Below are 12,165 nucleotides of genomic sequence, written 5' to 3'. Positions count from 1 at the left end.
TCGTTGTTGTTGTCGTTCTTCGAGCACTATAGTGCCAGCCTGCGTTTCTTCAAGAAGAGATGCGATTTCCCGCGTCACTCCTCGCCTTTCGCGCCCGGGTTCAACATCACGACGAAGCCGGCCACGCCGACGATCATCGCGATGGCGCCGCCGCGCAGCGCCATCGTTTCATCGAACAGCAGCCCCGTCACGACGGCCATCATCCCCGCGAGCGACACGAACACGGCGATCGCCGCGACGACGATCCGGTACTGGCGGCGTATCATCGCGCGCGCCGCGTTACGCTGCCGCAGCGGCAGCCGGTTCGTCGGCGTCGTCGCCGCGAATCAGCAGCACCGGGCACTTCGAACCGCGCACGAAACGCTCGGCGACGCTGCCCAGCAGCACGCGCCGGATGCCGCGCCGCCCGTGCGTGCCGACCACCGCGAGATCGATCCCGCGTTCCTTCACGTAGCGCTGCAGGCGTTCTGCGATGTCCTCGCCGATGCTCTCGGTCTCGATGAGCTCGGCCTCGCCTTTCGCGCCGGCCAGCGCAAGGTGCTGCCCGGCTTCGCGCAGCACCTTGCGCCCGTCGTCGCGGATTTCCTCGACGAGCGCATGCGGGTCGATTCGGCCCGCGTAGGTGAACAGCACCGACTTGTCCACCACATACACGACGCTGACGTGCGCGTCGCCCGCCAGCGCCACCTTCACGGCCTCGGCCAGCGCCTGCTTCGACGAAGCGCTGCCGTCGACGGCCACCATGATCTTCTCGTACATGCGAACCTCGTTGGGTGAACGGCCGCGCGCCCCATCGCGCACGGCCATGTCACCATCATCGGCTCGCAGCCGTTGCGGATGTTGACGGCGATCAAACGCCGCCGAACGCCCGCCGTGCGGCAAAGCGACGCGCCGGCAGCGTCGTCCCTGCCTTCGCTCGCGGCATTGCGGTCAAGACGCGCACGACGCCGGCACCAGCGTCACCTGATGCGCACCGATGTCGGGCGCGCACTTCGTCGGCAGCGGGTTCTGGAACAGGTCGACCGTGCTCGGCAGCTCGATCATGCTGCCCTTGCTCGCCGCAGGCGACTCCGCGGAGATCCTGAATCCCGCGAGCGCAGCGTAATTGTCGTACGTGGCGCCCGCGAAGCCGGTCGGCGCATTGCCGCCCGCATCCGTCAGCGGGCCGGCGAACAACGGATCGCCGGCCACTTCGGTGGCATCGGACGGATCGCCCGTGTGATTCGAGCCGAAGAACAGGTTGTTGCGCCACGTCGGCACGAAGTTGGCACTCGCCGCCAGATACCCGCCCGTACCGAGGTTGTCGACGATGTTGTTCGAGAACTGGATCGCCGTTTTGTACCCCGAATTCTGCGTCGCCGTGATCGCAGCCGTCGATCCGGCAGGCAGGTAGATCGTGTTGTTGTAGAACTGGAGCGGCCCCGTCACGCTGCCGTCGCTGTTGAACTTGCCCGAGCCGTCGGCCATCACGATCTCGCGCGCATCGTTCACGCTCAGGTTGTAACGCGCGACGACCCCCTGCGTATAGGCGCTTCCGCCGCAGCCGCCGCACAGCAGCAGGAAACCGCCTGCGTTGTCGTGGCTGTAGTTGTGGCGAAAGATCGGATTATTGTTGCCGTAGTCGGCGTCGAATGCTTCGCCGTCGTTGTTGCCCGTGCCGCGCCGGACATGATGCACCTCGTTGTACTGGAAATCCGTGCCGTCGCTGTTGATCGTCCAGAATCCGGCGTTCGAATTGAGCGCGCGCATCGCGATGTCGTAACCGAGATTGCCGTACACCTGCGCGTTCTGCGATGCGCGAATCACGATGCCGTCGCCGCCGATGTCGTGAATCGTATTGCCCTTGAAGACGACGTTCGTCGACGCGAGCCAGTTCTGCGTGCCCGTGCAGCCGAACTGCGTGCGGCAGTTCTGATCCGACCACGTCGTGAGCCCTTCACGGTCGACTGTCGCGATTTCGCTGTTCTGCACGGTCACACCATCGAAGCGGTTCGGGATCGCCGTGCCCGTCACGCGGAACTGGATACCGTTGCTCCACTTGTTGCCCGTCACGCCCGGCGTCGCATTCTGATCGTTGCGGTCGTCGTTGTTGCCGTATACGTCGTGCACGTAGACGTTGTCGATCAGGTAGTGATGACCCACGCCGACCGGATTCCCGCCCGCATCGGTGCCGTTCTGGAAACCCTGGAGCAGCACGAGTATCCCGTTGCGCTCCGCGCGCTGCGCGGCCGTGTTGGTGATCTCCAGATCGTGGATTTCCCAATACTCCTGGTTCGTCAGCGCGACGGCTGCACCGGCCGCGCCGTGCCCCGCCACGTTGCCGGCGATCACCGGCCGCGCGGTGCCCGTGCCGTAGGCAGCGACGACGATCGGCGCCGCTGCGGTACCCGAGCCCTGCGATACGAACTGGCCCGCGCAGGTCGCGCCGCGCTTGAAGTACAGGTGCGTACCTGCGCCGATCGTGGTCGCGAGATCGGCGAGCCGGTTGAACGGCGATGCCTGCGAACCCGTTCCGTCGTTCGATTGCGAGCAGTCGACATAGATCGACGAGCCGCCCGGAATCGGCGCGGCCGCTCTTGCGCTGGCCATGCCCACCGCGGGTATGCCGCCTCCGCCGTCACCGCCGCATGCAGCAAGTGCGACCGATACGCATGCCACCAGATTGCGTGTGTTCATCGTGCTGTCTCCTCCTGTTGCCGGGCCGTCGGCCCGGATTGCGTGAACGCGCCGGCTGGCGCCATTGCACCGCCGGCTGCGGGAACGGATTCGGATGCATTTCGTAAAGCGCCGGCCGTGGCCGCCGCCGGAGCCGCCAGCAGCCCTGCCCGCTCGGCCAGCACCCACAGGCCGGCGGCCGCTGCACCGTCGATCGTGTCGACGGGCGGCCAGCCGAACAGCGAAGCCGCGTGCCGGTAACGCGCGCACAACGCGCCGTCGCCGATCAGCATCGGTCGCGGCGCCTCTGTGCCCGACGCGCCGGCCGGCCCGTCGCCTTCGGCAGCCAGCCCCGCGAGTTCGTGACCGATCAGCACGCCGGACAGGTAATCAGCCTGCTCGTCGGGCCGCAGTTCGCCGGCCAGCAACCGCGCGCGGCTGCCGAAGATCGTCGCGAGCAGCCCCGTTGCATGGCCTGCCTGCGCGGCACGTACGCCACGATCGAACGCCGCCTGAGCGAACCCGGCCGACGGCCGCATCGTGCGGCCGAGCAGGCTGTGCGTGCACAACAGCGCGTACAACTCGCCCGTCATGAACGTGCGGAAGCGCTCGATGCGCGAGCCGCGCACGGCGACCCATTTCGAGTGCGTGCCCGGCAGCCCGATCCAGCGCGGCAACGCCGATGCGTGCACCCCCCCCGCCCGCATGCAGCGCGCCGACGATCTGCGTCTCCTCGCCGCGCATCACGTTCGTCAGCTCGCCGCGCTGGATCAGCCCCGGCACGATGTACACGGTCGCGCCACGCCGCACGCGCACCGGTTGCAGCGATGCGCCGAGCCGGTCGGCATCGATCGGCACGTCCGCATACGGCGCTTCGCGCCAGCCCTGCGCGCTGCCGACCATGCCGGCCGCGACGACCGGCAGCGCGGGCCACGCATCGAGCCACGCGCCGCACACGTCCTCGAAGGCCGCATCGCAGGCATCCGCGATCGCGACGCCCGCGCCGCCGAGCTGCATCACGCCCTTCGGCGCGGCGCGCTCGTCGAGCACGGTTTCCGCGTCAGCCATCAGGTACGCGCGCAGCGAAGTGGTGCCCCAGTCGAGCGCGATCAGGCGCGGCGACGGCGTTCGTCCGCCGTGCCGTGATGTTGCATCTTGCATAGGATTCCTTTGTTAGACGTGTGCGATTTTCCGCGTCGTCGGGTATCGATCAGAAGAGCGTCTCGATCCCCGCGTAGACGCCCGTCTGACCATGCCCCGGCATCGGCGACGCACCGAGCCCGTTACCGTTTCCGAGCCCCGGCGACTGCGGGTTCACGCCCAGGTTCGCGTTCGCGCTGTTGAACACGTGCGCGGCCGTCGCATACAGGAACGTGCGCTTGGACAGGTCGTACATCGTGCCGAGGCCGATGATCGTCGAGCGCCCTTCGCCGCTGTGATCGGCGGTCCACTGGCCCGCGTCGATCTTCATCGAATAAACCGCGCCCTGCAGATGCAGGAACGGCGTCGCGTCGTACGTCACGCCGCCCCAGTAGTAGTTCGCGGTGCGCGCGAGGCCGGCCGGCGTGTCGGGCGCGCTGTAGCGCGTATAGCCGAGTTGCACCAACGCCGGGCCGAAGCGGTCGCGCACGCCGACGAACGCTTCCTGAGACGCGGTGAACAGGTTGTCCTCGCGGCCATTCTGGTTGCGGATCTCGTTCCAGATGGCGCGCACTTCGAAGTCGCCGTGCGTATACGCGACCGTCGCACCGTCGGACAAACCTGTTGCGTTCACGTTGTTCGGCGAGCCGCGCAGCCAGCCGTTCGAGCTGTTGCCGAGGTTCGCCTGCAGCGCGAACGAGAAGCCGCCGAACTTCGGCGATTCGTAGCGGATCCCGTTCGACAGCTTCGGCCCGTTCCGGTAAGACGTCAGCGATTCGACCGAATAGTTTTCCTCGAGCAGCGGATCGTACGACCAGATGTAGCTGTTGATGAACGAGCCCTGACCGAGCCGCAGGAAGCCGTAGCGTTCGTTCTTCAACCCGATCCACGCGCCGCGCTGGAACAGCACGCCACCGCCGTAGTTGCCGTTCGCCGCGTTGATCGCGGACTCGAGCCAGAAGATGGCCTGGTTGCCGCCGCCAAGATCTTCCTTGCCCGTGAAGCCCAGGATGCTCGTCCCCCAGTCGTTGCCTTCCGAAAAGCGCGACCCCGTCGAATGCGGGCCGTTCTGCACGCCGCTCAGGTACTGCACGTCGCCGCCGACGCGCCCCCACACCGTGACGCTCGATTCGGCCTGCGCCACCGCCGGCACCGCCAGGGCGAGCGCCGCGATCCACCCATACTGTCGCATCAAGATCTCCCCCTTCTTTTCGTTCACGTCTCGTCTGATTGGGAAAACGCTTTCCCATCATGGCAAAAAAATTTCGCGGCGGTTGGCGTGCGACGTTTTCCGATGAATTCTGAACGGAAGGCGCGCGTGCTATGCTCGCGAAAAGGGAAAGCGTTTTCATTGTCGATGCGCGATTGCGCTTTTTCAAGAAAATTCTGGTCCTCCAAGGGATAGTACCGAGTCCGATCGCGCGGCACGCATGCGATGCCGCCGCGCGATCGCCGTGGCCGGCGCGCATGCTATGCTCGCCGGCAAAATGCACTGACACTCACTTTCATCGTGGCCAAGATCAACGAAGTCGCCGCCGCCGCGGGCGTCTCCATCGGAACCGTCTCGAAGTTCATCAACAAGACGAAGCGCTTTTCGCCGGACGTCGAGCGCCGCATCGCCGAAGCGATCGCGCAGCTCGGCTACGAGTCGAACCCGCTCGCGCGCTCGATGGCCACCGGCCAGACGGGCGCGGTCGGCGTCGTGATCCAGGACATTCTCAACCCGTACTTCACCGCGATGGTCAAGGGTGTGAACCGGATCGCGCAGCGCAACGACTTCGTCGTCCTGATCGTCGATGCCGACGAAAACCGCAAGGGCGAACGTCCGGCGCTGACGAAACTGAGCCGGCGCGTCGACGGGCTGATCCTGAACACCAGCATGCCCGACGACGACCTGCGCTGGACCGCGAGCCTCGGCAAGCCGGTCGTCGCGGTCGGCTCCGCGCCGCGCGACGGCCTGCTCACGCTGTACTCCGATCCGAACCGCGCGGGCGAGATGCTCGCGCAGCACCTGCTGATGGAAAAGTACCAGCGCTTCGCGTACATCAGCCTGCCGAACGCGCGCGGCGACGACGAGCGGCGCGCGGGCGCCGAGCAGGTGCTGGCGCGCGCCGGCCTGCCGCTGCGCACGTTCAGCGTGCCGCGCGCGACCGTCGCCGACGGCGAGCGCGTGTGCGCGTCGGTGATGCTGTCCGCCGAGCCGCCCGACGCGGTGATCTGCTACAACGACATGATCGCGGCCGGCTTCATCAAGGAAGCCGAACGGCTCGGCATCGCGATCCCGCACGACGTCGCCGTGTGCGGCTTCGACAACCTCGAACTCGGCAAGCTCACGTCGCCCACACTGACGTCGATCGACACAGAAACCGAGCGCGCGGGCGAAGTCGCGATGACGACGCTGCTCGACGCGCTCGCCGGCAAGTCGCCCGACCCGCATACGATGCTCGAGGCGCGGCTCGTCGTGCGTGAATCGACGGTGCGGCCGCGCGACACGCGCCGCCGCTGACCGCCCGCCCGCTCAACGCGGCGCGGCCTCGGCCGCCTCACCCAGCCACGCGCGCGCGACGCAATGCTGTTCGAGCCCGGCAACGCCCGGGCGCACCTCGAACAGGCTGCCCGCGAGCGGCCCGCGCAGCAGCCCGTCCGCGCTGACGTTGACCGATGCGGACGTGACGAACAGCGTCGCGCGATCGGCGCCGCCGAACGCGATGCTCGTCGGCCGCTGCACCGGCATCTCGACGACGGCGTCGAGCGCGCCGTCCGGCGCATGGCGATGCAGCCGCCAGCCGTCCCAGACCGCCGACCACACGCCGCCTTCCGCATCGACCGCGAGCCCGTCCGGCACGCCGCGCGCATCGCCGAACGTCACGAACGGCCGCGCGTTCGACAGGCGCGCGGCCTCGACGTCGAAGTCGTACGCGAAGATCGTGCGGCGGCCGGAATCCGTCACATACATCGTCGTGCCGTCCGGGCTCCAGCCCATCCCGTTCGCGCACGCAAAGCCGGCCACCGCGACGCGCGACGCGCGCGCCTGCTCGAAGCAATGGAGATCGCCGGGACCGTCGCCGTCGTCGGCCATCGTGCCGACCCAGAAGCGGCCGCGCGCATCGACCGCGCCGTCGTTGTAGCGCAGCGACGGCCGCGCGTGCGCGGCGTCGGCCAGCCGTTCGAGCGTGCCGTGCCCGGGATCGAACAGGTGCAGGCCGCTTTTCAGCGCGACGAGCAGCCGCCCGTCGTCGACACTCGCAACGCAGCCGGCCAGCTCCGGCAGCAGCCAGAAACCCGTCTGCCCGTGGCCGGGCGTGTAGCGGTAGAGCGCGGTGCGCTTGATGTCGATCCAGTAGAGCGACGCCGAGCGTTCGCACCAGAGCGGGCCCTCACCCAGGATCGCATTCGCGCCCTGTACCAGTTTTACTGTCGTCATCGAATTTCTGTTTTATGCATGCGTTCGGCCGCCCGCCGATACGGCGGGCGGAACCTGCCGGCCAGGCCGGACTCAGAGTGCGCGGCCCGCGTCGTCGAAGAAGTGCGCGTGCCGCATGTCGAAACGCACGCCGACCGGCTGCCCCGCTGCGACCGTGTACGCGTCGCGGTTCTGCCGCACCGACAGCGGCCGGTCGTGGCCGGCGAGTTCGACATAGACGATCGTCGCGTCGCCCAGATGCTCGGCGTGCGTGACGCGGCCATCGAGCCCAGTGCCTGGCGCGCCGACCGCGACGTTCTCGGGCCGGATGCCGAGCTGCAGCGAACCCGACGGCCATGCGCGCGAAGCGTCCGGCGTCGCGGCGAGCGAGCCGCCCGGCACGTCGAAGCGCATCGGGTCGGCGCCGCCGTGCGCGCGGCACGGCAGGAAGTTCATCGACGGCGAGCCGAGAAACGACGCGACGAAATGATTCGCCGGTTGCTCGTACAGCGACAGCGGCGAGCCGACCTGCTCGATGCGCCCGCCGTTGAACACCGCGATGCGGTCGCCGAGCGTCATCGCCTCGACCTGGTCGTGCGTCACGTAGATCATCGTGCTGCCGAGCTCGCGATGCAGCCGCGCGAGTTCGAGCCGCATGCCGCCGCGCAACGCCGCGTCGAGATTCGACAACGGCTCGTCGAACAGGAACACGCCCGGCTTGCGCACGATCGCGCGGCCGATCGCGACGCGCTGCCGCTGGCCACCCGACAGCGCCTTCGGCTTGCGCTCGAGCAGCGCGGACAGCCGTAGCGCCTCGGCCGCCTGCCCGACGCGCGTGCGTGTCTCGGCCGCGTCGACGCCCGCGAGCTTCAGCCCGAACGCCATGTTCTCGAACACCGTCATGTGCGGATACAGCGCGTAGTTCTGGAACACCATCGCGAGCCCGCGCTTCGCGGCCGGCACGTCGTTGACGCGGCGGCCGTCGATCAGCAGGTCGCCCGACGTGATCTCCTCGAGCCCCGCCAGCATCCGCAACATCGTCGACTTGCCGCAGCCCGACGGGCCGACGAACACCATGAATTCGCCGTCCTCGATGTCGAGACTGACGTCCTTGATCACGTCCGCGCCGTCGTCGTAGCGCTTGCGGATCTGTTTGAGCGACACACTTGCCATGATTGGGTTTCTCCTCGTCCGTTCCCGTCGCTCACCATTCGGCGACCGAGCCATCCTCGCGGCGCCACACCGGGTTGCGCCAGCGGTGCCCCGTCGCGGCGGCCGTCCGCACCTTCTCCTCGTCGATCTCGACGCCGAGCCCCGGCGCGTCGGGGCGCATGACGTAGCCGCCGTCGAACGCGAATGGAATGCCGCGCGTATATGCGTACATCGCGTTGTCGTCGTGATAGGCGACGTTGGTCGACTGCTCCTGGATGAACGCGTTCGGCGTACAGAAATCGATCTGCAACGACGCCGCGAGCGTCAGGGGCCCGAGCGGGCAATGCGGCGCGACCGCGACGTCGTACGCTTCGGCCATCGCCGCGATCTTGCGCAGCTCCCAGATGCCGCCCGTATGGCTCACGTCGGGCTGCACGATGTCGACGACGCCTTCCTGCAGCAGCTCCTTGAACTGCCAGCGCGTAAACAGCCGTTCGCCCGTCGCGAGCGGCACCGCGCAATCGCGCGCGACTTCGCGCAGCGCATCGTTGTGCTCGGGCAGCAGCAGCTCCTCGTAGAACATCGGGTCGAACGGCGCGAGCGCTTTCGCGAGCGCCTTCGCCACCGGGCGGCGCACGCGGCCGTGGAAGTCGATGCCGAGCCCGACCTCCTTGCCGATCGCGTCGCGCACCGTGCCGAAGCGCGCGACCGCGCGATCGATCGCCGCCGGCGACTCGATCCAGTCGGTCGCGTTGACGACGCCCATCTTCAGCGCCGTATACCCGGCCTCGACGAGCTGCCGCGCGTTCGCGGCCATCTCTTCCGGCGTGTCGCCCTTCACGTGCGCATAGACGCGTGCCTTCTCGCGCACCGGGCCGCCGAGCAGGTCGTAGACGGGCACGCCGAGCGCGCGCGCCTTGATGTCCCACAGCGCCTGCTCGATACCCGAGATCGCGCTCGTCAGGATCGGGCCGCCGCGATAGAAACCGCCGCGATACATGACCTGGAACAGGTCCTCGATATGCCGCGGATCGCGGCCGATCAGGTAGTCGGCGAGTTCGTGCACGGCGGCCGCGGTCGTGGCCGCGCGCCCTTCGACGATCGGCTCGCCCCAGCCGGCGAGGCCCTCGTCGGTACTGACCTTGACGAACTGCCAGCGCGGCGCGACCGCGAATGTTTCGATTTCGGTGATCTTCATGTGGATGAACGGGTGCGGTTGAACAGCAGCGCCGACATGCCGTTGTCGGCGACGAGATCCGCGCCGGCGATGCCGGCCGCCGCGTCCGACAGCAGGAACGCGGCGATGCGGCCGATATCGGCCGGCTCGTTGATGCGCTGCGCGGGATGCAGCGCGCGATACGCGTCGAGCAGCGCGGGATCGCGCTCGAGCGCCGCGCCGATCGGCGCGTTCAGCGTGAAGCCGGGGCTCAGCGTATTGACGCGGATGCGCTGCGGCGCGAGGCTCGTCGCCATCGCGCGCGACATCGCGACGATGCCGCCCTTGGTCGCCGCGTACATCTCGAAGCCCGGCACGCTCGCGCCTGCGTGATTCGACGCGATGTTGACGATCGCGCCGCCGCCCGCGCGCGCGATGCGCGGCGCCGCGAGCTGCGCGCACTGGAACATCGAACGCAGGTTGGTGCGGTACAGGCGGTCGCAATCGTCGAGCGAGAACGCGTCGAACGGACCGTGCAGCGTGATGCCCGCGTTGTTCACGAGCCCGTCGAGCCGGCCGTGGTACGCATCGACGCGCTCGAACAGCGCGGCCACGCTCGCCGGTTCCGCGACGTCGGTTTCGACGAACAGTGCATCGCGCCCGCCGAGGCGTTCGCGCACGGCGTCGGCGCGCGCGGCGTTCTTCTCCGCGACGACCACCTGCGCGCCGCATTGCGCGAGCACTTCGACGATGCCGAGGCCGATGCCGTCGCCGCCGCCCGTGACGACGACCACGCGGCCGTCGAGCGATTCGAATGGATTCATGGTTTCACCCCTTGACCGCGCCGGCCGTAATGCCCGCGACGATCCTGCGCTGGAGCAGGAAGAACAGCACGAGAAGCGGCAGCGTGCCCATCACGGCCGCCGGGAACAGCTTGGTCGGATCGATGTCGTTGGTGCCGATGAAGCGGAACACCGCGACCGTGATCGTGAACTTCGACGAGTCGGTCAGGAACAGCAGCGGATAGACGAGGTCGTTCCACACCGACAGCGTGACGAACATCGCGAGCGTGCCGGTGATCGGCCGCAGCAGCGGCAGCACGATGTACCAGTACACCTGCAGCGGGCTGCAGCCGTCCATCACGGCGGCTTCTTCGAGTTCGAGCGGAATCCGCTTCAGGAAGCTCGTGTAGAAGAACACGCCGAGCGGCAGGCTCTGCACGGTGTACGCGAGCACGACGCCCAGGTACGTGTTGAGCAGATGCAGATCGCGGAACAGCACGTAGAGCGGCGTCAGGCTGACGAACATCGGGATCGTCAGGCCGAGCGTCAGCACGATGTAGACCGCGGTCGACAGCCGGCCCTTCACGCGTGCGAGCGGATAGGCGGCGAGCGACGACAGCAGCGCGACGAGCAGCGTGACCGCGAGCGTGATGCCGATCGTGTTCGCGACGCTGCGCCAGTAGTTCATCTGCGTGAACACGGCCGCGTAGTTGCCGAAGAACACATGGTCGGGCAGCCCGAGCGGGCGCGCGATGATGTCGTCGCCGGTGCGCAGCGACATCAGCACCATGTAGATCGTCGGCAACAGCACGATCGCGACGATCGCGATCGCCGCGACGAGCCGCGCGAAGCCCGGCACGCGGCGCAGCAGCGTGCCCGCGCGTTGCCCGCCGCCCGACGTGCCGGCAACTGCGCGGTCCGCATGAAAGCGTTGACGGATGACGTTCACAGGTTGTCCTCCCGGCGGCGCAGGATCGTGTTCTGCGTGGTCGCGACCACGACGACGATCGCGAGCATGATCATCGACAGCGCGCTCGCGAAGCCGAACTTGTAGTCGTTGAACAGGCTGTGGAAGATCTGCAGCCCGAGCGTGGTCGTCGCGCCGTCCGGCCCGCCGTTGGTCAGCACGAGCGGCAGCTCGAAAGTCTTCAGCGCGCCGATCGTGCTCAGCGTGATGTTCACGGTGAAGGCGGGCGCGAGCAGCGGCAGGTCGATGCGCGTGAAGCGCACCCATGCGTTCGCGCCGTCGAGCTTCGCCGCGTCGTGCAGTTCCGACGGGATGTTCAGGTAGCCGGCGAGGAAGATCGCCGTCGAATACCCGACGTACATCCACACGTGCACGGCCGTGACGGCCGGCAGCGTGACCGACGGATCGCCGAGCCATACCTGCTGCAGCGCGTCGAGATGCACGAGATGCAGCAGCTCGTTGATGCCGCCGCCGAGCGGCGAATACAGGTATTCCCACACGAACCCGGCGATCACCGCCGAGAACATGCTCGGCACGAGCAGCCCGACGCGCAACGCGCCGCGCAACCGCGGCAGCGAGAACAGCAGCGCCGCGAACAGCAGCCCGAGCCCGTTCTGCACGATCACGACGATCGCCGCGTACGCGAACGTGACGGCGAGCGTATGCAGGCTCGCGGGATCGCGAAACGCCGCCGCGTAATTCGCGAGCCCGATCCAGTGCGCGTCGCCCACGCCGGTGAAATCGGTCAGGCTCATCCGCGCGGCCTTGAACAGCGGATACAGGCTCAGCAGCGCGTACAGCGCGAGCGCCGGCGCGGCGCACCACAACAAGGTCCGGTTGCGCTTCATCGTGCGCCTCCTTCGTCGAACCGCGCCGCGCGACGCCGCGCGGCACGGGAAATGTCAGCGGA

The 12,165-nt window shown here is 68.0% G+C and carries 12 protein-coding genes and 1 pseudogene; 1 reads left to right on the top strand and 12 read right to left on the bottom strand.

Annotated elements, in window-relative coordinates:
• Positions 1-74: 74 nt before the first annotated feature.
• The 6 genes and pseudogenes from BBJ41_RS35910 to BBJ41_RS40910 form a co-directional block, all read right to left on the bottom strand.
• Entirely contained in the window at positions 75-266 is a 192-nt protein-coding gene (locus tag BBJ41_RS35910) for a DUF2964 family protein (RefSeq protein WP_069751043.1), read from the bottom strand.
• Positions 267-279: 13 nt separating this feature from the next.
• Positions 280-759, bottom strand: a complete 480-nt coding sequence (locus BBJ41_RS35905) for a universal stress protein (RefSeq protein WP_069751042.1) — start codon at positions 757-759, stop codon at positions 280-282.
• A gap of 171 nt (positions 760-930) precedes the next feature.
• Positions 931-2,676 carry a right-handed parallel beta-helix repeat-containing protein gene (locus BBJ41_RS35900; RefSeq protein ID WP_156814983.1) on the bottom strand — a complete coding sequence of 582 codons (1,746 nt, stop codon included), beginning with the start codon at positions 2,674-2,676 and terminating at the stop codon, positions 931-933.
• 119 nt (positions 2,677-2,795) lie between these two features.
• Positions 2,796-3,816: pseudogene (locus BBJ41_RS40010) on the bottom strand (2-dehydro-3-deoxygalactonokinase); the annotation flags it as partial.
• A 49-nt stretch (positions 3,817-3,865) separates the two neighbouring features.
• Positions 3,866-4,987, bottom strand: coding sequence for a porin (locus BBJ41_RS35885; RefSeq protein WP_069751480.1), 1,122 nt, complete (start codon positions 4,985-4,987; stop codon positions 3,866-3,868).
• A 23-nt stretch (positions 4,988-5,010) separates the two neighbouring features.
• On the bottom strand, positions 5,011-5,193 hold the full coding sequence (locus BBJ41_RS40910; protein WP_156814982.1) for a hypothetical protein: 183 nt from the start codon (positions 5,191-5,193) through the stop codon (positions 5,011-5,013).
• A gap of 112 nt (positions 5,194-5,305) precedes the next feature.
• Here BBJ41_RS40910 and BBJ41_RS35880 point away from each other — a divergent pair, with 112 nt between their 5' ends.
• Positions 5,306-6,301: a LacI family DNA-binding transcriptional regulator gene (locus tag BBJ41_RS35880; protein WP_232036313.1), complete on the top strand. Its 996-nt coding sequence runs from the start codon at positions 5,306-5,308 to the stop codon at positions 6,299-6,301.
• Between the two features lie 12 nt (positions 6,302-6,313).
• Here the strand turns inward: BBJ41_RS35880 and BBJ41_RS35875 are convergent, their stop codons facing one another.
• The 6 genes from BBJ41_RS35875 to BBJ41_RS35850 form a co-directional block, all read right to left on the bottom strand.
• Positions 6,314-7,219, bottom strand: coding sequence for an SMP-30/gluconolactonase/LRE family protein (locus tag BBJ41_RS35875; RefSeq protein WP_069751038.1), 906 nt, complete (start codon positions 7,217-7,219; stop codon positions 6,314-6,316).
• 72 nt (positions 7,220-7,291) lie between these two features.
• Positions 7,292-8,371 carry an ABC transporter ATP-binding protein gene (locus tag BBJ41_RS35870; protein WP_069751037.1) on the bottom strand — a complete coding sequence of 360 codons (1,080 nt, stop codon included), beginning with the start codon at positions 8,369-8,371 and terminating at the stop codon, positions 7,292-7,294.
• A gap of 31 nt (positions 8,372-8,402) precedes the next feature.
• Positions 8,403-9,548: a galactonate dehydratase gene (dgoD, locus tag BBJ41_RS35865; RefSeq protein ID WP_069751036.1), complete on the bottom strand. Its 1,146-nt coding sequence runs from the start codon at positions 9,546-9,548 to the stop codon at positions 8,403-8,405.
• Entirely contained in the window at positions 9,545-10,330 is a 786-nt protein-coding gene (locus BBJ41_RS35860; RefSeq protein ID WP_069751035.1) for an SDR family NAD(P)-dependent oxidoreductase, read from the bottom strand. Before BBJ41_RS35860 ends, dgoD begins: the two co-directional genes overlap by 4 nt.
• A gap of 4 nt (positions 10,331-10,334) precedes the next feature.
• Positions 10,335-11,237 (bottom strand): carbohydrate ABC transporter permease, encoded by a 903-nt coding sequence (locus tag BBJ41_RS35855; RefSeq protein WP_069751034.1) that lies wholly within the window; start codon positions 11,235-11,237, stop codon positions 10,335-10,337.
• Positions 11,234-12,103: a carbohydrate ABC transporter permease gene (locus tag BBJ41_RS35850; protein ID WP_069751033.1), complete on the bottom strand. Its 870-nt coding sequence runs from the start codon at positions 12,101-12,103 to the stop codon at positions 11,234-11,236. The genes BBJ41_RS35855 and BBJ41_RS35850 overlap by 4 nt, the downstream gene beginning before the upstream one ends.
• Positions 12,104-12,165 lie beyond the last annotated feature (62 nt).

It is taken from the genome of Burkholderia stabilis (assembly GCF_001742165.1).
Taxonomy (GTDB): domain Bacteria; phylum Pseudomonadota; class Gammaproteobacteria; order Burkholderiales; family Burkholderiaceae; genus Burkholderia; species Burkholderia stabilis.
This window is presented reverse-complemented; position numbering and strand designations above follow the sequence as displayed.